The sequence below is a fragment of the Synechococcus sp. BMK-MC-1 genome (genome assembly GCF_014279955.1).
GTDB lineage: Bacteria > Cyanobacteriota > Cyanobacteriia > PCC-6307 > Cyanobiaceae > Synechococcus_C.
The window spans coordinates 1,786,469-1,802,555 of record NZ_CP047939.1 but is presented as its reverse complement, the minus strand read 5'-3'; the positions used below and the strand labels follow the sequence as shown (position 1 = coordinate 1,802,555).

Below are 16,087 nucleotides of genomic sequence, written 5' to 3'. Positions count from 1 at the left end.
ACACCTTGATCGGCGGCGGCGCAGGAAGAACGCTGGATTCGTTGGGGTCGGAAGGCTTCAGATCATGAATCGGCTCAACCCTCAGGCTAAGAGTTTTCTCCCCTCAAGTTGACGTCTGGCCCGGTCAGGCTCTGCCCAGAGCAGTTCTGCGTTGCGATGGCGCACGGTTCCAGGCATGGCGCCTGGAATGCGCTGCAACGCATCAACGGCCGCCATCACCACCGGCACGGTGCGATTGCCCCGGGCACGACTGAACCACGCCGCCAGATCAGCAGCCTGTTGGATCGCTTCCTCGGAGGCTGGCGCCATTGAGGCTTTCAACACCACATGACTGCCGGGACATTCCTGCGCGTGAAACCAAAGATCGCCACTTCTGGCTTGACGCAGGCTGATCCACTCGTTCTGGCGGTGGTTGCGGCCCACCTGGATTTTCAGACCATCATTGGTGTGAACCTCGAGGGGCTGAGGTTGACCCGTCGGTGCAACGCTGCGGCGACGTCGCTGCCTTGGTGCCATTAACTCCTCCAGTTCTTGCTGGAGATTTCTCAATTGCAGGCTGCGCTCATCGGGGTCGTCCCAGTCAGCCTGGGTGAGATCTTCTAGGAAGCTCTCACTGCCTTCGATCAGCATCAAACGCTGGTCGTGATGCTTGAGTCGCTCCTCGATCAGAGGAACGGCCCGGCGCAGGCGCCGGGCCTGGTGGTAGAGCTTCTGCGCACGGGTGATCGTGTCGCGATCGGGATCCGGTTGGCAGAGCAGCTGATCCGCTTCCGACTGCAGGGTTGCGGCCCCAACGGTGTCCTTGAGTCGCTGCGTTTGTTCGTCGCGCTGGGCCTGCTCCCGCTCTCGGCATTGTTGGAGTCGCTGTTGCAGGGTGCTGATCTCCCGCGACAGGCGACGCTTGCTCAGATGGTCCTGGTAGTAGCACCCCAGCCTGAGACTGAGCACACCTTGATCCCCTGCATTGACAGGTGCTTCGTTCCAGAGGCGGAAGCCGTTGTCATCGAGCTGCAGAGAAAACGTTTCTTCGTTGAGATGGCGCAGCCAACAGCCCCAGCGCTCATGGAGTTGTCGCCATTGCGGTTCGGAAATGTCGCTGACCAGTTGTTCCTTCAACAACCTCCCTTGGCGATCGAGCGACCCGGGAAAGCTGGTGAGCTGGTTCGCTAGCGCTGGGCTGATGCCCTGGTAAGTCTCCCGTAGGGCTTTGCCGAGGGGAATCGGCAGCAAGGAAAGCCGGCGCTGCCATTGCTCGTAGGGCTCATCAAGGGTTGGTGGCAGTCCCTGCAGCGCTGGAGGTGGTGTGTAGACATCACCGCTGCTGAGTGGGCGAATCCTCGACTGGTGTTGGCGCACCTGACGGCCGATTGCGGTGATGCGTTTCTGTTCATCGAGGAGCAACAGGTTGCTGTGGCGGCCCATCAGTTCAAGAACCAGCGTTCGGATCGGCGAACGTCCTGGGCGGGGCGCCAGATGGAACAGCACAACACGCTCGAAGTCGTGCTGTTCGATTTCCACCAATGCCAGTTGCCTCAGCCCGTGCTGAACCTGCTGGGCCAGGGTGCTGCCTCCGCCATGGCGCCGCGGAGAATTGACCTGCACAAGCCTCGCGGATTCCGCCTGCCAGCTGAGCTCCAGCCACACCATGCCTTGCAGGGTGCGGAAGCCGAGTTGGAGCGTGTGGGCATCGGGTTGCTGCGCCTTTTCGAACCGGCTGGGCACCAGGCGGTCGCGCAGATCTTTCAGCACTGCTTTCAGAGCCGTGAGATCCATCACCTGGAGCGTGCTGGTGGCCATCCGCGCTTGCTGGTCCGGTGAGGTCAGTGTCTTCCTACCCTGCAGCCTGACTGCAGACAAGCGATGGCATCGTCTCAAGCCCCGGCCCGGCTCGCGTTGCTCACCGGACCCAGCGGTGTTGGGAAGGGCACACTCGTCGCCCGTTTGCAGGAGCGCCATCCCCAACTCTGGCTCTCGGTGTCGGCCACCACGCGGGCTCCTCGGGAGGGTGAGCGCGATGGCGTGCACTACTTCTTCAAAACCCGCCAAGATTTCGAAGCTCTCGTTCGCAGCGGTGGGTTGTTGGAGTGGGCTGAATTTGCCAATAATTGTTATGGCACTCCCCGTGGGCCCGTGGAAGAACGGCTGGGCGCGGGAATTCCCGTTCTTCTGGAAATCGAACTGGAAGGGGCTCGCCAGGTGAGAAAGAGTTTCCCTGAAGCGCTGCAGATTTTCCTGGCACCTCCCAGTTTCGACGAGCTCGAACGGCGCATCCGGGGGCGAGCCACTGAATCGGATGATGCCATTCAACGCCGCCTCGACAGAGCGCGCGCTGAACTGGAGGCTCAGTCTGAATTCGATGCTGTTGTTGTGAATGATGATCTCGAGGCAGCCCTTTTAGAACTCGAGGGTTTGATGGGACTAGCAGGATCAATCTGATTCTTTCCACAAAAAAAGAGGGCCTTAAGCCCTCTGTGAATCGTGTTGAGATTGTGGATGGTTATGGGTGAAACAGAAGATCGGGGAAGAAGCGATTCCACTCAATCAGAATTCCAGCTGTGAGTGTGAACCAGATGGCTGCAACCACTGGGGCGGTTGTGAGAAATTTCTGCATCGATCCAAAATTGGGTGAAGGGTTGAATTCTTGAAGCTTCAGCGGGGAGACACCGTGATCTTGTCGTCGCTTTCAAGCAACTTGCCACTGGTGAGTTCTCCAAAGGCTGCAATCGGCCATGTGGCTGCGGCGATGCAGGACTTCAGGGCCAGAGGAAGATCGATCTGAATTTCCTTGGTGTACTGCTCCTTGGTTCCGCGGGTGGCTTTCAGGTATTCACGGCCAGCCCAGCCGATGCAGCCTGCGATGTAGAGGAACATCAAGCCAGGCAGCATGAATTCGCCGGCATGATCCCAGCGGCCATCGACGATGAGATGGGGCAGCCCGTCCTCACCGCACACGGCTTGGCTGTACATCTCAAACCGGGCTTTGGCTTGATCAGTGGTGGCTGCGCTGGCACGCTGCTGGAAACGGGCACTTTCAGCGCAAGGGGTCAGGCCTGCCACATCGGCCTTAGCAACCGGTGCAAAGCCAAACACCAGCAGGGCCGAGAGCGCGAGAGCGAAGAGACGACGCATCGGAACGATTCCTGTTAAGCCTGCCCCGAAGCGGCAGGATGTCACAAGCGGACAGTAGTGGAGGGTTTTGGCCTTAATGCCCAAGGTGCTTGCGCTCGAAACAAGTTGTGACGAGTCGGCCGCCGCCGTTGTGCAGCACAGCGCTGGCGGATTGGAGGTTCTGGCTCATCGCATCGCGTCCCAGGTTGAGGAACATGCCCAATGGGGAGGCGTTGTTCCCGAAATTGCCTCCAGGCGCCATGTGGAGGCATTGCCCCACCTCATCAGCGCGGTGCTCGACGAGGCCGGGCTAGCGGTGGAGGAGATGGATGCCGTGGCCGCAACCGTGACGCCCGGGCTGGTTGGGGCGCTGATGGTGGGTTCGCTGACAGGGCGCACTCTGGCCGCCCTTCATCGCAAGCCCTTCCTCGGGGTGCACCACCTTGAGGCGCACCTTGCTTCGGTGCGTTTGGCGTCATCTCCGCCCGAGGCTCCCTACGTGGTGCTTCTGGTCAGTGGCGGACATACCGAATTGATCCTTGTGGACAGCGACGGTGGCCTGCAGCGTCTCGGGCGCAGCCATGACGATGCGGCTGGAGAAGCGTTCGACAAAGTGGCTCGTTTGCTCGGGCTGGCTTATCCCGGTGGCCCTGCCATCCAGGCGGCTGCCAAAGCTGGCGATCCCAAGCGTTTCTCCCTTCCCAAAGGTCGGGTGTCCCGTCCGGAGGGTGGGTTTTATCCCTATGACTTTTCGTTCAGCGGTCTCAAGACGGCCATGCTTCGGCAGGTGGAGAGCCTGAAGGCTCAAAGTGATGCGCTGCCCCTCGAGGATCTCGCCGCAAGCTTCGAGCAGATTGTCGTGGATGTGTTGGTGGAGCGCAGCCTGCGCTGCTGTCTTGATCGAGGCCTGTCCACCCTGGTGATGGTGGGCGGTGTGGCGGCGAATGTGAGGTTGCGTGTGCAGATGGAGCAGCAAGGGCGCAAGCGTGGTGTTTCGGTGCACCTGGCGCCTCTGGCCTATTGCACCGATAACGCTGCCATGGTTGGTGCCGCGGCATTGGGTCGGCTTCAAGCAGGATGGGGTTCGAGTTCGATCCGGCTTGGCGTCTCCGCACGCTGGCCTTTGGAGGCTGGAGGAGATCTTTACGCCCAAGATCCACAGTTTTAAGAGTTTCGGGAATATCGTTAACGCTCTTGCGCTCTGGTGCGGGTGGTTGATTCCGAGTCCCAACAACAGCAGCAATCGCAACCGGTGGAGGCCGACGAACTCAATGAGTGGCGTCGCGGTTTCACACCACAAGCAGAAATCTGGAATGGGCGTCTGGCCATGCTGGGCCTCTCCCTCGGCTTACTGACGCTCATTGTTGTTCGAGCGTTCAGTTCGGGTCTGTCTGCAAGCTGAAGGCGATCAGTCCTCGGCCTCAAGTGCTTCTCCCTCGGATGGCCTGCGCCAATTCGTTCGGTTTGAGGCTGAGGGCAATCGCATCGCTGGCTTCGATGCGTTCGGCCTCCACGAGCGCAAGCAACGACTGATTGCTGGTCACCATCCCATCAAACCCGCTGCGCTCCATGATTTCCTCGACGTCGTCGAGGGCTCCGCGCTGGATGTAGTCCTTGCAGGCCTCGGTGTTGATCAGGATGTCGTGATAAGCGGCGCGCTTGCCATCGTTGGTTCGGATCAACCCCTGAGCAATCACTCCCAAAAGGGATTCCGAGAGCGAGCGGCGAACGCTGTCCTGATCTTCAGGCGGGAAGAGTCCCAGCACGCGTTCGACTGTTTTCACGGCCGAATTGGTGTGAAGGGTCCCGAACACAAGGTGGCCCGTTTGGGACGCTTCAAGGGCTGTGCTCAAGGTTTCCCGGTCACGAATCTCACCCACAAGGATCACGTCCGGATCTTCTCTTAACGCCGCTCTGAGTGCGTTGTGAAACTGCAGCGTGTGCAGGCCTACTTCTCGGTGTCTGATCAGCGAGCGCTGGCTCTGATGAACGAACTCCACAGGGTCCTCAATCGTGAGGATATGGCGGGTCTGATGGCGATTGATCCAGTCGATCATTGCCGCCAGGGTTGTGCTTTTCCCTGAGCCAGTGGGTCCGGTCACCAACACCAGTCCCTTCGGACGTGACGAGAGCTCCCGCAGCACGTCGGGAAGGTTCAGATCCTCGAGGGTGAGGATGGTTTGCGGGATCAGCCGGAGAACCATCGCGGGTCCCAGCAGTGAATCGAGGAGGTTGATCCGAACCCTCACAAACGGGAACGCATGGGAGCCGTCGAATTCCTTCGTTTGCTGAAAGAGATCAATGTGCTGCGGCGAGAGAATTTCCCTGAGCCAACCCTGAAACGTGCCTGGGTCTGTGACCGGCCACTCTGTTTGCAGCATCTCGCCGCGGGCGCGAAAGCGTGGGATTTCCCCCACGCCAAGGTGCACGTCGGAGTGCCCCTTGGCATGGGCGATCTGCACGATGTCCTCAAGGCTTGGCGATCCCTGCCCTGGTGCACCAGAGGACTGGGGCTTCGATGCCGGTGGACGCGACGTTGGGCTTCGGGTCGGGGTCGGTCCAGGTTGGGGGGGGAATCCGGGAGGGAAGATCGGTTGAGTCATCGGCTTCCGCCTCGTTCTTGTTTCAGCTTCGCCACTGCTGCTGCCGTGGCAAGTGAGGATCGGCTGGGAGCTCGCTAAATCGCGCTTAGGATCCCGCCACCGATCCTGCATTTATGGCGGCCAAGCCTCGTGTCACCATCGTGCTCGGCACCCGGCCGGAAGCGATCAAACTGGCTCCGGTGATCCAGGAATTTCGAGCTTGCTCGGCACTGGAGACCCGCGTCGTGCTCACTGGGCAGCACCGGGAGATGGTGACCCAGGTGATGGATCTGTTCCAGCTCAGCGCCGATCAGGATCTCGACCTGATGGCACCCCGTCAGACGCTGACCCATGTCACCTGTGCGGCCTTGCAGGGACTCCGCGACGATTTTCAAGCCTTCCCGCCGCAACTGGTGCTCGTGCAGGGAGATACCACCACGGCTTTCGCAGCGGCGCTTGCTGCGTTTTACGAGCAGATCCCCGTTGGGCACGTGGAGGCAGGCCTGCGCACGGACAACCTCCTCGATCCCTTCCCGGAAGAGGCCAATCGCAGGCTCATTTCTCAGGTGGCCCAGCTCCATTTCGCTCCGACACAGCGCTCCCAGGCCAATCTCGAGGCTTCCGGTGTGGTTGGTCGCGCCATGGTCACGGGCAATACGGTGATTGATGCACTGCTGCGCATGGCTGAGCGCGCCCCTGCGCTCACCGACCTGCCCATCGACTGGGCCAACCAGCGCGTCATTCTGGCCACCGTGCACCGACGCGAGAACTGGGGGGATCGCCTGCGCAGCATTGCTGAAGGCATGTTGGCGGTGCTGGAGTCCCACCCCGACACCACATTGTTGTTGCCGCTGCACCGGAATCCCACCGTGCGCGAGCCCCTGCAGGAGCTGTTGGGGCACCATCCGCGTGTCGTCCTCACCGAACCGCTCGACTACGACCGCTTGGTGGCGGCGATGAAAGGGTGCACCCTGTTGCTGACCGATTCCGGTGGCCTGCAAGAGGAGGCTCCCGCTCTCGGTAAACCTGTTCTTGTGCTCAGGCGTACAACCGAGCGTCCGGAGGCTGTGGATGCCGGCACTGCGAGGCTGGTGGGTACGGACAGCGCATCGATCGCTCAGGAAACAGCCCGTCTCCTTGATGACCCCGCCGCTTACGACCAGATGGCCCGTGCAGTCAATCCCTTCGGGGATGGTCTCGCCAGCGGACGCATCCTCCAAGCCGCCCTCGAGCTGTTGGTCCGCTGACGCCTGCTTCAGCAGTTGCGGCCGTTACCGCTGGCTGCTGCACCGTGCTCTGGTGGAGCCTTTGCCAACGGAAGACCCGCGAACGCTGATCTTTGTGGGGTTGAACCCGTCCCGCGCCGGTGCCCATCGGGACGATCCAACGCTGCGACGGCTCATAGCGTTTGGAACTCGTTGGCGGTATCACCGGCTTGTGGTGGTCAATTTGTTCGCGCGGATCTCTCCTTCACCAGGCGCATTGCAGCGCTGCAGCGACCCGGTCGGCGACAGAACCGATGCTGTTCTGCAGCATTGGATGGAGGATTGGGCAGACCATCCCTCTTGGGATCTCTGGCTGGGCTGGGGGACCCGAGGCGCTCTGTTTCAGCGGGATCAGGCGATGCTGGCCAAGCTTGAACCTGCGCTTCAGAGCCGAAGGACCGGGGCTGGGCCTTTCACTCTGGGGTCCACGCGCAGCGGACAGCCGCGCCATCCCCTCTATGTTCCAGGTGACCGAGTTCCAACTCCCTGGGCCTGTACGGTTCGCTGATGCCACGTCAACCACGCCGCTATCGCATTTCTCTCCATCTGTCCGGTGGTCAGACTGAAGTGGTGAATTTCCCCACGCTCGAGACCTTTCAGGAGTGGTATCAAGGCCTTGTGAACGGCGGCCAGGCTCAGGCGTTCGTGAATGTTCCCTTGGGTGAGCTCGAAGGGGAATATCTGGTCATCCGCCCCGAGGCGGTGATCGGACTGCGCGTGGAACCGCAATACGCCTCCATCGATGACGCCTGAGCGGCTGGGATTGCTCTGGGGCATCACGGTGTTCGCCGGTGCCGGGGCCAGGTTGTTGGCTGCCCTCTCCGGGCTTCCGGGGGTTGTTTTGCTGCTTCTCTCCGGTCTGTTGATCGGACGCTCCGGGCTGGGACTGGTCGAACCGCTGGACCTTGGGTTGGGGCTTGAGACCACCGTGGGCCTCCTGGTCAGTCTGGTGCTGTTCGACGGCGGTCTGAACCTGCGTCTCCCTGGGGACACGATCAAAGCGACCGTGTTGCGGATTTCTCTGCTGCGCCTGCTGTTGTCGCTTGGAGCGGGGGTGCTGGCTGCGCACTGGTTGGCAGGACTGGGATGGTCGGTGGCTGCCGTTTACAGCGCCATCGTGTTGGGCACTGGGCCGACTGTGGTCACGCCGATCGTTCAGCAGATCCGTCTGGCCTCGCCCTTGGGGGATGTGCTGGAAGCGGAAGGCCTGGTGTTGGAGCCAGTGGGCGCGGTGCTGGCCCTGCTGTTGCTTGAACTCTTGCTGGGGGATCTCCATGGCTGGCGCGAGTTGGCGATCGGGCTGATGTCGCGCCTTGGTGGCGGCGTGCTGATTGGCTTGGCTGTGGGCTGGTTGCTGTCGGAGGTGCTGCGGCGATTGCCCTCGGAGCATTCCGTGGGGCTGAGGCTGCAACTCACCCTGGGAGTGCTGTTTTTGATGTTTTCGATTGCGGAATGGCTGCTCCCGGAGTCCGGACTGCCGGCCTCGGTGGCCGCCGGTGTGGTGGTGGGGCGTCGCCCCTCCACCCAGGCAGGTCAGCTGGATGAGTTGATCAGGGAATTGGCCCGGCTTGCGATCACCATGCTGTTCCCGCTTCTGGCCGCTGATGTGTCCTGGGCGGAGCTCAGTCCTCTCGGATGGGGTGGGGTGAGCTGTGTGCTGGTGCTGATGGTTGTGGTGCGCCCAGCGGCTGTCAGTGTGGCCACCGTGGGTCTTCCTCTTGATTGGCGGCAACGGCTCTTTTTGGGATGGCTCGCGCCGCGGGGAATCGTGACCGCGGCTGTGGCCTCGCTGTTTGCCATCAGGCTCGAGCAAGCCGGGGTGCTCGGAGCAGGACGCCTGCAAGGCCTGGTGTTTCTCACAATTCTGATGACCGTTGGCCTTCAGGGCCTCACGGCTCAGCCCCTTGCCAAGGTTCTTGGTCTGATTGATCAGACCCCCGAGGCCAGCGACGGGGCGCCGTTGCCGGCGGAACCGTCAGAGGCAGCGCCTTAAGCGGGGCAGATCCTGACCAATCTGGGCCAGAAGAGACCAAGTGGTGAGCAGGTCGGGGCCCTGCAGTCGACCCAAGAGAGCTGCCCTGAGGCTCTTCATCAAGATCCCTTTCTTCACACCAGCTGTCGCAGCAGCACTTTTCAGCATCTCCTGAGCTTGGTCGATGCTTTCGCCAGACCAGGGAGCCTCCTCCAGGGTGCTCAGAAGAGCCTGCAGACAGGGTTTGGCACCCTCCTGATCAAGCTGTTTGAGGGCATCGTCCTCCAGAGCAGGCTCCATGAAAAACGGTTTGGCCTGATCCACACCATCGTTCAGCAGGGTCAGCGAGGGGCCGAGCAGCTCCACCAAAGACAGCGACCAATCGGTGGTGTCGGGGAGCGTCCAACCCTGATCGGCCCAGAGCGGTGCCAGGGCTTTCAGAAGCTTCGCGGGCTCCCAGCTGTGGAGAACCTGGGCATTCAGCCAATTCAACTTGTCCCAATCGAATTTTGCGCCGGCTTTGTTGACGCGATCGAAATCGAAGACCTTGGCCGCTGCTTCGAGCGTGAAAATCTCATTCATGCCCTCAGGAACCGACCAGCCCAGCAGGGTCATGTAGTTCGCGAGCGCCTCCGGCGTGTAGCCCATCGCTCGAAAATCATTGATGGAGGTGACTCCATCCCGTTTCGACAGCTTGCGTCCTTCGGGGTTGAGGATCAGAGGGGCATGGGCGAATGCCGGAACCGGTAAGGACAACGCCTCGTAGAGGAGCAGCTGTTTCGCTGTGTTGGCGATGTGGTCTTCGCCTCGGATCACGTGGCTGATGGCCATCGCGGCGTCGTCGATCACCACCACCAGGTTGTAGAGCGGATCACCGATTTGATCGGCGGGAGCCCGTCTGGCCACCACCATGTCCCCACCGAGGTCGGCTCCACGCCAAAGCATCGGCCCACGCACGAGGTCGTTCCAGCGAATCTCGCGATGCTCATCGATGCGGAAACGGATCACGGCGTCCCGACCCTCAGCCTGGAAGGCCGCTTCTTGCTCGGGCGTGAGGTCGCGGTGGCGATTGTCGTAACGGGGAGCTTGGTTGGCCGCTTTCTGCTGGGTCCGCATGGCATCCAGCTCCTCTTCGCTGGCGTAGCAGCGGTAGGCCAGACCCTCCTCCAAAAGAGTTTGAATCGCACTGCGATGGCGTTCGGTTTGTTCGCTTTGGATCACTGGGTCGCCGTCCCAGTCCAGACCAAGCCACTGGAGGCCCTCAAGGATGTTCTGGGTGAATTCCGGCTTGGATCGTTCCTTGTCGGTGTCCTCAATGCGCAGCAGAAAGGAACCGTTCTGGTTTCGCGCAAACAGCCAGTTGAACACAGCAGTACGTGCCGTGCCGATGTGAAGGGTTCCCGTAGGGCTCGGAGCCAGACGAACGCGAACCATGCGAGGTCATTGGTGATGAAACGGGACCGACGGGATTCGAACCCGCAACTTCCGCCGTGACAGGGCGGTGCTCTAACCGGTTGAACTACGGTCCCAGGCTGCCGACGGACATCTCATTCCGAACGGTTGACCTGTGTCGCCTGCGCGACCAAGTCAGTATCAACCTTTGCCCTGCCCTCCGTCAACACTCGAACAAGAAACGCTCCCTTGCGGCTGATTGAGGACGGCGACCCATAAAAAAACCCCGCCGGGGGCGGGGTTTTAAAGAACTCAGATGGTTCTCGGTTAAGGACGGAAGCCGGCTGGCTCGATTAAACGAACTTGATTGCCGCGAGCGGTGAATTCGCGACCTTGATCGCTTTGAACAACGACACGACCACCAGATTTGACACGAATCACCCGTGCGCGAACCCAGCCGAGGGCGGCTGATTCGAGCACCTTGACCACATCACCAGGTTGAAGATCCAACTCCATGCTCGAACTCAGGAAACTGCAGTAGGGGCCATCGGACGCGCCGTGGAGGACTCGAACCCCCGACATCAGGTTTTGGAGACCTGCGTTCTACCAACTGAACTAACGGCGCAAGGCGATGAACCCCTCGACCATCGCCGAAACGATGGCATTTGGATTGAACGAGGCCGAAACCTCAGCGATCGAAGCGCTGCTTCACGCGGGTGGCCTTGCCCACCCGTTCCCGCAGATAGAAAAGCTTCGCCCTTCTCACTTTACCGCGACGTTCAACCTTGATGGAGGCAACTTGTGGGCTATGCAGCATGAAGACTCGCTCAACGCCGATGCCCTGGAAGATCCGGCGCACGGTGATGGTTTGATTCAGGCCGCCATGGCGCTTGGCGATCACCACACCCTCGTAGGGCTGAACACGCTCTTTGTTGCCTTCGCTGATGCGCACGCCAACGCGAACGGTGTCGCCAACGTAAATCTCAGGGAGATCGCTCTTCAGTTGGGCCGTTTCAAATTCCCGGATGAGCTCCGCGGGCTTCAGGCGAACGCTGCTCACTGTGGGGGTTGACGCTTTCGTCGCCTCTGCAACTGCAGTATCAGCACCACTGGTCTCCACAGCGCCATCCGTCGTCGCTGTTGCGCTCTCCTTTGCAGAAGTGTCGTTTGGATCCGCTGCCATCCAGCTCCGGGGAATCACGCCAAACAACCAGCTTACCCTGCCGACTCACCCTCCTTCACCCGCTTTTTCAAAGCTGCGCTCCAGCTCTGCAAGAGCAAAGCCCCACCAGTGATCAACATCCAAAGCACCCCGAGCGCGTTGAGAAGAACCACGACGGGTTCGAGTTCAGGCCCCAGCCACTCGCCCTCGTGGAGGCTCATCAGCCAGTGGGCCTGATCACGACTTAACCCTCCCCAATCCCGCGCCAATCGATACGTCAAACCACTGATCACGGAGGTCAGCAGCGGAAGCAAAACGAAGGGGGCAATCCACCGATGCCAGCGCCTGATCTGCGCTATCCAACGCATCACCGTCATTCCCTTTGCACGATTGATAGCGTGACAGCAAGACGTCGGGATTGGCCCGAAGGAACGACCGATGAACTTGTTCGCAGATCTTCTCGCATCAGCCCAAGGCAGCACTGTTACCGCGACAGGCCCACGCATTCAGCAGCGACGTGGGGTGGAGATCAAGTCGGCACGCGAACTCAAGATCATGGCGAAAGCCAGTCGCATCGTGGCCACGGTGCTCAGGGAAATCATGGATCTGGTGGAGCCAGGCCAGACCACAGGTGATCTTGATGCCCATGCCGAGCGAAGGATTCGTGAAATGGGAGCCACCCCAAGCTTCAAGGGGTATCACGGGTTTCCAGCCAGCATCTGCGCCAGCATTAACAACGAGGTTGTGCATGGCATTCCCAGCAGCAAGCGGGTGATTAAGGCAGGAGACCTCCTCAAGGTCGACACGGGCGCCTTCTTTGAGGGCTATCACGGCGATAGCTGCGTCACGATCTGTGTGGGCGATGTGGGCGAAGAAGCGGCCACCCTCAGTCGGGTCGCTCAGGAATCACTTTTGGCTGGACTGGCTCAGATTCGTGCGGGTAACACCCTGCTCGATATCGCTGGTGCGGTCGAAGATCGCGTGCGTGAAGGTGGTTTCAGTGTGGTGGAGGACTACACGGGCCACGGCGTCGGCCGCAATCTTCATGAGGAGCCGTCTGTGTTCAATTTCCGCACCGATGCGCTGCCCAATGTGACGCTCCGCCCGGGCATGACCCTCGCTGTGGAACCGATCCTCAATGCCGGGAGCAAGGATTGCCGCACCCTGAAGGATCGCTGGACTGTGGTGACGCGAGACGGCTCGATGTCGGCGCAGTGGGAGCACACCATCGTGGTGACATCGGATGGTTGTGAAATTCTTACGGACCGGGGCGATTGAGCCTGAAGCTTCGGTTGTACAGCCAACGACCAAGCTCTGTTAACGGCATTAGGACAAAGGTGATCGGATTCGGTGTGACCACGATCAGCGGCAGCCCGAGGTTCGCTTGAAAGACAACCTGCTGGGCGACAAAGGCTGCAGGCATCACACCGATCGGATTCAGGCTCGAGCGAAAGGGCCCGAGCACCAATTTGCGCAGGCGAGGCAGACCGGCACGATGGCGTTCGGGAACGTTCCAGCGCAAACTGACCAATTGACCGATCAGTCGTTTGCTCAGTTCGTAGCCGGGGCTGAGAGCCGGTTGGATTTCAGCTTCTGAGGTGTTGACCCACAGTTCTCTCGGTCGCTGGGGGGTTTCGACGCAAATCTGCTCGAAACGTTGGATCAGACGCCACTGGCTCAGGGCATTGATCTCCAACGCCTTGGTCAAGGTTTCAGGAGTTTGATCACCCCCAGGGTTCACGCCATGGTTGAGCACCAGCACATCCAGATCTCTCAGCGTTGGATCGAGGGTCTCTTCCTTCCCACTGCACCAGCACACCCAATCCTGGGCCGACCGCAGGGGCGAAGGTGTCTCAACTCTGGCGCGGTGACTGATGCCAACCACCCAGGCGCCGCGAGCCCTCAACTGCTCGGTGAGCGCTCGCCCCAGTTCACCGTTCGCGCCGGTGATTCCCACCCGTTTTCCTTGCCATCCCTTGGCACCCACACCGATCTGAGCAGAGGTGTTGTTGGTCTGTGCCATCGCGATGAACTGGGGCATGCTTAAGGCACACCGACGGTATGACGTTGTTCGGCCTGTCCTGGGAGGCTCAGTTGGCGCTCTTCGCTCCCTACTGCGGGGGGCGTGAGCTGGAGCCATCCCTCCGGGAGGCGCTGGCCATGCTGCCGTCAGGGGAGTATGCCGGTGAACGACTGCTTGTCGATGCCCCCGCACATCGTTTTGTTCTGCGCTGGGATCGCGTGCAGGCTCCGCTCGAACCCTGTCGCTGTGTGCTGCTGTTTGCGGACCGTCCCGACGTGGAGTACCGCTTCGAATGCCCCGCGCATCAGTTGCTGAGCTGGTTGATGGAGGGGCCGGTGCAGGGCCAAGAACGCGATCTCCCTGACGGGTTTTGGCAATGGCTGCTGCTCAGCAGGTTTGTTGACGACAGACCCCTCTAAATTGCAGAACAACCACCAATTTCTGCATGGGCTCCACGCTGCTGATCGGATCCTGCGAACCCTTCAGTGGCAAATCAGCCCTCGTCTTAGGGCTGGCCCGTCATCTGCTCTCGTCGGGGCAACGGGTTCGGTTCGGGAAGCCCCTGGCCACCAGTTTCGATTGGTTGCCTGAACAGGGTGTCCTGCCGGATCCTCTGATCGATGACGATGTGCGTTTTGTTGGTGAGACCCTTGGTCTTGATGATCAGGAGTTGATTCCATCGCTGCATCTCCTGTCGCCATCCAGTGCCGAAAGCCGTTTGGCGGGAGGGCTCCTATCCGCGGGTGATGGTCTGGATCATCTGCGCAAGCACCTTCTCGAATTCGACGGTGGGGTGACCCTCCTCGAGGCTGCCGGCAACCTCCACGAAGGCTTGCTTTACGGCTTGAGTTTGGTGCAGCTGGCGAATGATCTGGATGCTCCCGTGGTGCTGGTGCATCTCTGGCAGGACAGCTGCAGTGTGGATGCTCTGCTTGCAGCCAAGGCGCAACTGGGGGAGCGCTTGCGTGGTGTTGTGCTGAATGCAGTCACTCCTGATGACGTTGAATTGCTCGAGCGAGAAGTGGTTCCAGCCCTGCAAAGGCTGGGACTCACTGTGTTTGGGGTGATGCCCCGCTCCCCCCTGTTGCGCAGCGTCACGGTGGGTGAGCTTGTGCGTCGACTGGACGCGCGGGTTATCTGCTGCCCAGAAAAGTTGGATCTTCTGGTGGAAACCTTGAGTATCGGTGCCATGAATGTGAACTCAGCGATGGAGTTCTTCAGGCGTCGCCGCAATATGGCCGTGGTTACTGGTGCTGACCGCACCGACATTCAGCTGGCTGCCCTGGAGGCCTCCACCCAGTGCCTGATCCTCACGGGCGCCGGCGAACCTCTCCCGCAATTGATCAACCGAGCCGACGAGCTGGAAGTTCCGTTGCTGAAGGTGGATCACGACACCCTGGCCACGGTGGAAGTGATCGAGCAGGCGTTTGGCCATGTGCGCCTGCACGAGGCGGTGAAAGCCACCTATGCCTTTCGCCTGGTCGAAGAGCATTGCCGTTTGAATGAGCTCATCCAGGCCGTTGGTCTTGCTTAATCGCTGCTAGTTTCAAGAGACGCACGCGCGTCGTCATTGAGCCGATCACTCGATCTTCCTGCACTGGACAAGGTCGACACCCTTGCTCAGGAACTGGCCTTGCTGCAGGACAAGGGCCAGCGGCGCATCGCCATCCTTGGAAGCCGCCATGTTCCTGTGGTGGCCATTCACCTCATTGAATTGATTGCGCGCTCTTTGGCCCAAGAGGGACATTCCTTGGTGACCTCCGGAGCCCAGGGCGTGAATGCTGCCGTGATCAGGGGTGTGTTGGCTGTTGATGCCTCGAAGCTCACCGTGCTGCTTCCCCAAAGCCTGAGCCGCCAAGGACCTGAGATCCAGGATCAGTTGGAGCAGGTGCTCCACCTCATCGAAAAGCCAGAGCATGACGATCTTCCCTTGCCAATGGCCAGCAGTCTCTGCAATCAGGACATCATCAGCCGCTGCGATCAGTTGATCTGTCTGGCCTTTCACGACAGCGAAACCTTGCTGGCGAGTTGCCGCAATGCTGAAGACATGGGCAAAGTGGTGAGTTTGCTGTACTTCGACTGAAGGTCAGCGCAGCGCCTTGATCGGCAGAACTTGAAGGTGGGTTCCGTCCCTTCCCATGACCAGAACCTGATCTCCGGCCGCTATGGCGTGCTCCAGGTCAAGCGAACTCGCGGCCCAGCTCTGGCCATGCCATCGCACCCGGCCTTCCCCACCAGGACTGATCGTGCCGAGGACCTCCGCGGTGTCTTCCTTCAGCAGGCGGCGAGCGGATGATGGCGAGCGCCTCGCCGACCAGCGGCTGAGCCAGATGGTCCCCGCCACGGTGATCACCATGAAAAGGCTGATCTGAAGCCAGAGCGGCACCGGGAGCAGAGCTGTCAGAACCGAAAGGCTCAGCCCTCCCAGCACGGCAACCATCAGCCCATCAAAGCCTGGTTGTGAGAGTTCGATCGCCAGCAGAAGCCCTGCCAGCAGTAACCAACCCAGGGGGCCGACAAGAGGAGGCATCGCGGAGAACTGACTTCTCTCACTCTGGTCTCTAACGTCTGGGAAAACAAAAA

Annotated in this window: 21 protein-coding genes and 2 tRNA genes; 11 read left to right on the top strand and 12 right to left on the bottom strand. The window is 60.5% G+C overall.

Features of this window, described 5'->3' with window-relative positions; genetic code table 11:
- Positions 1-81: 81 nt before the first annotated feature.
- The gene (locus tag SynBMKMC1_RS10085) at positions 82-1,797 is read right to left on the bottom strand and encodes an NFACT family protein (RefSeq protein ID WP_186471631.1); all 1,716 of its coding nucleotides are present in this window, start codon (positions 1,795-1,797) and stop codon (positions 82-84) included.
- A 63-nt stretch (positions 1,798-1,860) separates the two neighbouring features.
- On the opposite strand from SynBMKMC1_RS10085, the gene gmk reads away from it, so the two are divergent.
- A complete protein-coding gene (gene gmk, locus SynBMKMC1_RS10080; protein ID WP_186471630.1) occupies positions 1,861-2,436 on the top strand; it encodes a guanylate kinase in 576 nt (191 codons plus the stop codon).
- 61 nt (positions 2,437-2,497) lie between these two features.
- On the opposite strand, the gene psaJ is transcribed toward gmk, so the two are convergent.
- Both psaJ and SynBMKMC1_RS10070 read right to left on the bottom strand, forming a co-directional pair.
- Positions 2,498-2,611, bottom strand: coding sequence for a photosystem I reaction center subunit IX (psaJ, locus tag SynBMKMC1_RS10075; protein WP_011933743.1), 114 nt, complete (start codon positions 2,609-2,611; stop codon positions 2,498-2,500).
- Positions 2,612-2,649: 38 nt separating this feature from the next.
- The gene (locus SynBMKMC1_RS10070; RefSeq protein ID WP_011933742.1) at positions 2,650-3,129 is read right to left on the bottom strand and encodes a photosystem I reaction centre PsaF protein; all 480 of its coding nucleotides are present in this window, start codon (positions 3,127-3,129) and stop codon (positions 2,650-2,652) included.
- A 76-nt stretch (positions 3,130-3,205) separates the two neighbouring features.
- Here SynBMKMC1_RS10070 and tsaD point away from each other — a divergent pair, with 76 nt between their 5' ends.
- Together tsaD and SynBMKMC1_RS10060 are read left to right on the top strand one after the other, a co-directional pair.
- Positions 3,206-4,276 carry a tRNA (adenosine(37)-N6)-threonylcarbamoyltransferase complex transferase subunit TsaD gene (tsaD, locus tag SynBMKMC1_RS10065; RefSeq protein ID WP_186471629.1) on the top strand — a complete coding sequence of 357 codons (1,071 nt, stop codon included), beginning with the start codon at positions 3,206-3,208 and terminating at the stop codon, positions 4,274-4,276.
- Between the two features lie 42 nt (positions 4,277-4,318).
- Positions 4,319-4,510 carry a hypothetical protein gene (locus SynBMKMC1_RS10060; RefSeq protein ID WP_041428909.1) on the top strand — a complete coding sequence of 64 codons (192 nt, stop codon included), beginning with the start codon at positions 4,319-4,321 and terminating at the stop codon, positions 4,508-4,510.
- 19 nt (positions 4,511-4,529) lie between these two features.
- Here the strand turns inward: SynBMKMC1_RS10060 and SynBMKMC1_RS10055 are convergent, their stop codons facing one another.
- Positions 4,530-5,711, bottom strand: coding sequence for a type IV pilus twitching motility protein PilT (locus SynBMKMC1_RS10055; RefSeq protein ID WP_186471628.1), 1,182 nt, complete (start codon positions 5,709-5,711; stop codon positions 4,530-4,532).
- A gap of 113 nt (positions 5,712-5,824) precedes the next feature.
- Between SynBMKMC1_RS10055 and wecB the strand changes: the two genes are divergently transcribed.
- Genes wecB through SynBMKMC1_RS10035 form a run of 4 tightly spaced genes read left to right on the top strand, consistent with a single transcriptional unit; the run spans position 5,825 to position 8,948 of the window.
- Entirely contained in the window at positions 5,825-6,937 is a 1,113-nt protein-coding gene (wecB, locus tag SynBMKMC1_RS10050) for a non-hydrolyzing UDP-N-acetylglucosamine 2-epimerase (RefSeq protein ID WP_186471627.1), read from the top strand.
- Entirely contained in the window at positions 6,882-7,463 is a 582-nt protein-coding gene (locus SynBMKMC1_RS10045; RefSeq protein ID WP_186471626.1) for a DUF1643 domain-containing protein, read from the top strand. Before wecB ends, SynBMKMC1_RS10045 begins: the two co-directional genes overlap by 56 nt.
- Positions 7,463-7,708, top strand: coding sequence for a hypothetical protein (locus SynBMKMC1_RS10040; RefSeq protein ID WP_011933736.1), 246 nt, complete (start codon positions 7,463-7,465; stop codon positions 7,706-7,708). The genes SynBMKMC1_RS10045 and SynBMKMC1_RS10040 overlap by 1 nt, the downstream gene beginning before the upstream one ends.
- Positions 7,698-8,948 (top strand): sodium:proton antiporter, encoded by a 1,251-nt coding sequence (locus tag SynBMKMC1_RS10035; RefSeq protein WP_186471625.1) that lies wholly within the window; start codon positions 7,698-7,700, stop codon positions 8,946-8,948. Before SynBMKMC1_RS10040 ends, SynBMKMC1_RS10035 begins: the two co-directional genes overlap by 11 nt.
- Here SynBMKMC1_RS10035 and gltX read toward each other — a convergent pair.
- From gltX to SynBMKMC1_RS10005, 6 genes are all read right to left on the bottom strand, one after another.
- The gene (gltX, locus tag SynBMKMC1_RS10030) at positions 8,931-10,361 is read right to left on the bottom strand and encodes a glutamate--tRNA ligase (protein ID WP_186471624.1); all 1,431 of its coding nucleotides are present in this window, start codon (positions 10,359-10,361) and stop codon (positions 8,931-8,933) included. The genes SynBMKMC1_RS10035 and gltX overlap by 18 nt on opposite strands.
- A gap of 21 nt (positions 10,362-10,382) precedes the next feature.
- Positions 10,383-10,456: transfer RNA gene (locus SynBMKMC1_RS10025), tRNA-Asp, on the bottom strand.
- Positions 10,457-10,646: 190 nt separating this feature from the next.
- A complete protein-coding gene (locus SynBMKMC1_RS10020) occupies positions 10,647-10,835 on the bottom strand; it encodes a hyperconserved protein Hcp (RefSeq protein WP_006043540.1) in 189 nt (62 codons plus the stop codon).
- 36 nt (positions 10,836-10,871) lie between these two features.
- Positions 10,872-10,944 (bottom strand) — tRNA-Trp (locus SynBMKMC1_RS10015).
- Positions 10,945-11,007: 63 nt separating this feature from the next.
- Complete coding sequence (rplS, locus tag SynBMKMC1_RS10010) at positions 11,008-11,502, bottom strand: 50S ribosomal protein L19 (protein WP_186471623.1); 495 nt, start codon at positions 11,500-11,502, stop codon at positions 11,008-11,010.
- A gap of 32 nt (positions 11,503-11,534) precedes the next feature.
- Complete coding sequence (locus SynBMKMC1_RS10005; RefSeq protein WP_011933731.1) at positions 11,535-11,849, bottom strand: hypothetical protein; 315 nt, start codon at positions 11,847-11,849, stop codon at positions 11,535-11,537.
- 70 nt (positions 11,850-11,919) lie between these two features.
- On the opposite strand from SynBMKMC1_RS10005, the gene map reads away from it, so the two are divergent.
- Positions 11,920-12,759: a type I methionyl aminopeptidase gene (map, locus tag SynBMKMC1_RS10000; RefSeq protein ID WP_011933730.1), complete on the top strand. Its 840-nt coding sequence runs from the start codon at positions 11,920-11,922 to the stop codon at positions 12,757-12,759.
- Here map and SynBMKMC1_RS09995 read toward each other — a convergent pair.
- The gene (locus SynBMKMC1_RS09995) at positions 12,740-13,522 is read right to left on the bottom strand and encodes an SDR family oxidoreductase (RefSeq protein ID WP_255486162.1); all 783 of its coding nucleotides are present in this window, start codon (positions 13,520-13,522) and stop codon (positions 12,740-12,742) included. The genes map and SynBMKMC1_RS09995 overlap by 20 nt on opposite strands.
- Before the next feature lie 20 nt (positions 13,523-13,542).
- On the opposite strand from SynBMKMC1_RS09995, the gene ebsA reads away from it, so the two are divergent.
- Genes ebsA through SynBMKMC1_RS09980 form a run of 3 tightly spaced genes read left to right on the top strand, consistent with a single transcriptional unit; the run spans position 13,543 to position 15,587 of the window.
- A complete protein-coding gene (gene ebsA, locus SynBMKMC1_RS09990; protein ID WP_186471622.1) occupies positions 13,543-13,923 on the top strand; it encodes a type IV pilus biogenesis protein EbsA in 381 nt (126 codons plus the stop codon).
- Between the two features lie 26 nt (positions 13,924-13,949).
- Entirely contained in the window at positions 13,950-15,038 is a 1,089-nt protein-coding gene (locus tag SynBMKMC1_RS09985) for a phosphotransacetylase family protein (RefSeq protein WP_186471621.1), read from the top strand.
- Positions 15,039-15,074: 36 nt separating this feature from the next.
- Positions 15,075-15,587 carry a hypothetical protein gene (locus SynBMKMC1_RS09980; protein WP_011933726.1) on the top strand — a complete coding sequence of 171 codons (513 nt, stop codon included), beginning with the start codon at positions 15,075-15,077 and terminating at the stop codon, positions 15,585-15,587.
- 3 nt (positions 15,588-15,590) lie between these two features.
- Here the strand turns inward: SynBMKMC1_RS09980 and SynBMKMC1_RS09975 are convergent, their stop codons facing one another.
- On the bottom strand, positions 15,591-16,034 hold the full coding sequence (locus SynBMKMC1_RS09975) for an NfeD family protein (RefSeq protein ID WP_186471620.1): 444 nt from the start codon (positions 16,032-16,034) through the stop codon (positions 15,591-15,593).
- Positions 16,035-16,087 lie beyond the last annotated feature (53 nt).

What these genes read in the sequence shown, in the direction of transcription:
- SynBMKMC1_RS10085 (WP_186471631.1), bottom strand. Translation starts at nt 1,797, where the DNA reads ATGGCCACCAGCACGCTCCAGGTGATGGATCTCACGGCTCTGAAAGCA.
- gmk (WP_186471630.1), top strand. Translation starts at nt 1,861, where the DNA reads ATGGCATCGTCTCAAGCCCCGGCCCGGCTCGCGTTGCTCACCGGACCC.
- psaJ (WP_011933743.1), bottom strand. Translation starts at nt 2,611, where the DNA reads ATGCAGAAATTTCTCACAACCGCCCCAGTGGTTGCAGCCATCTGGTTC.
- SynBMKMC1_RS10070 (WP_011933742.1), bottom strand. Translation starts at nt 3,129, where the DNA reads ATGCGTCGTCTCTTCGCTCTCGCGCTCTCGGCCCTGCTGGTGTTTGGC.
- tsaD (WP_186471629.1), top strand. Translation starts at nt 3,206, where the DNA reads ATGCCCAAGGTGCTTGCGCTCGAAACAAGTTGTGACGAGTCGGCCGCC.
- SynBMKMC1_RS10055 (WP_186471628.1), bottom strand. Translation starts at nt 5,711, where the DNA reads ATGACTCAACCGATCTTCCCTCCCGGATTCCCCCCCCAACCTGGACCG.
- wecB (WP_186471627.1), top strand. Translation starts at nt 5,825, where the DNA reads ATGGCGGCCAAGCCTCGTGTCACCATCGTGCTCGGCACCCGGCCGGAA.
- SynBMKMC1_RS10045 (WP_186471626.1), top strand. Translation starts at nt 6,882, where the DNA reads ATGGTCTCGCCAGCGGACGCATCCTCCAAGCCGCCCTCGAGCTGTTGG.
- SynBMKMC1_RS10040 (WP_011933736.1), top strand. Translation starts at nt 7,463, where the DNA reads ATGCCACGTCAACCACGCCGCTATCGCATTTCTCTCCATCTGTCCGGT.
- SynBMKMC1_RS10035 (WP_186471625.1), top strand. Translation starts at nt 7,698, where the DNA reads ATGACGCCTGAGCGGCTGGGATTGCTCTGGGGCATCACGGTGTTCGCC.
- gltX (WP_186471624.1), bottom strand. Translation starts at nt 10,361, where the DNA reads ATGGTTCGCGTTCGTCTGGCTCCGAGCCCTACGGGAACCCTTCACATC.
- SynBMKMC1_RS10020 (WP_006043540.1), bottom strand. Translation starts at nt 10,835, where the DNA reads ATGGAGTTGGATCTTCAACCTGGTGATGTGGTCAAGGTGCTCGAATCA.
- rplS (WP_186471623.1), bottom strand. Translation starts at nt 11,502, where the DNA reads ATGGCAGCGGATCCAAACGACACTTCTGCAAAGGAGAGCGCAACAGCG.
- SynBMKMC1_RS10005 (WP_011933731.1), bottom strand. Translation starts at nt 11,849, where the DNA reads ATGCGTTGGATAGCGCAGATCAGGCGCTGGCATCGGTGGATTGCCCCC.
- map (WP_011933730.1), top strand. Translation starts at nt 11,920, where the DNA reads ATGAACTTGTTCGCAGATCTTCTCGCATCAGCCCAAGGCAGCACTGTT.
- SynBMKMC1_RS09995 (WP_255486162.1), bottom strand. Translation starts at nt 13,522, where the DNA reads ATGCCCCAGTTCATCGCGATGGCACAGACCAACAACACCTCTGCTCAG.
- ebsA (WP_186471622.1), top strand. Translation starts at nt 13,543, where the DNA reads ATGACGTTGTTCGGCCTGTCCTGGGAGGCTCAGTTGGCGCTCTTCGCT.
- SynBMKMC1_RS09985 (WP_186471621.1), top strand. Translation starts at nt 13,950, where the DNA reads ATGGGCTCCACGCTGCTGATCGGATCCTGCGAACCCTTCAGTGGCAAA.
- SynBMKMC1_RS09975 (WP_186471620.1), bottom strand. Translation starts at nt 16,034, where the DNA reads ATGCCTCCTCTTGTCGGCCCCCTGGGTTGGTTACTGCTGGCAGGGCTT.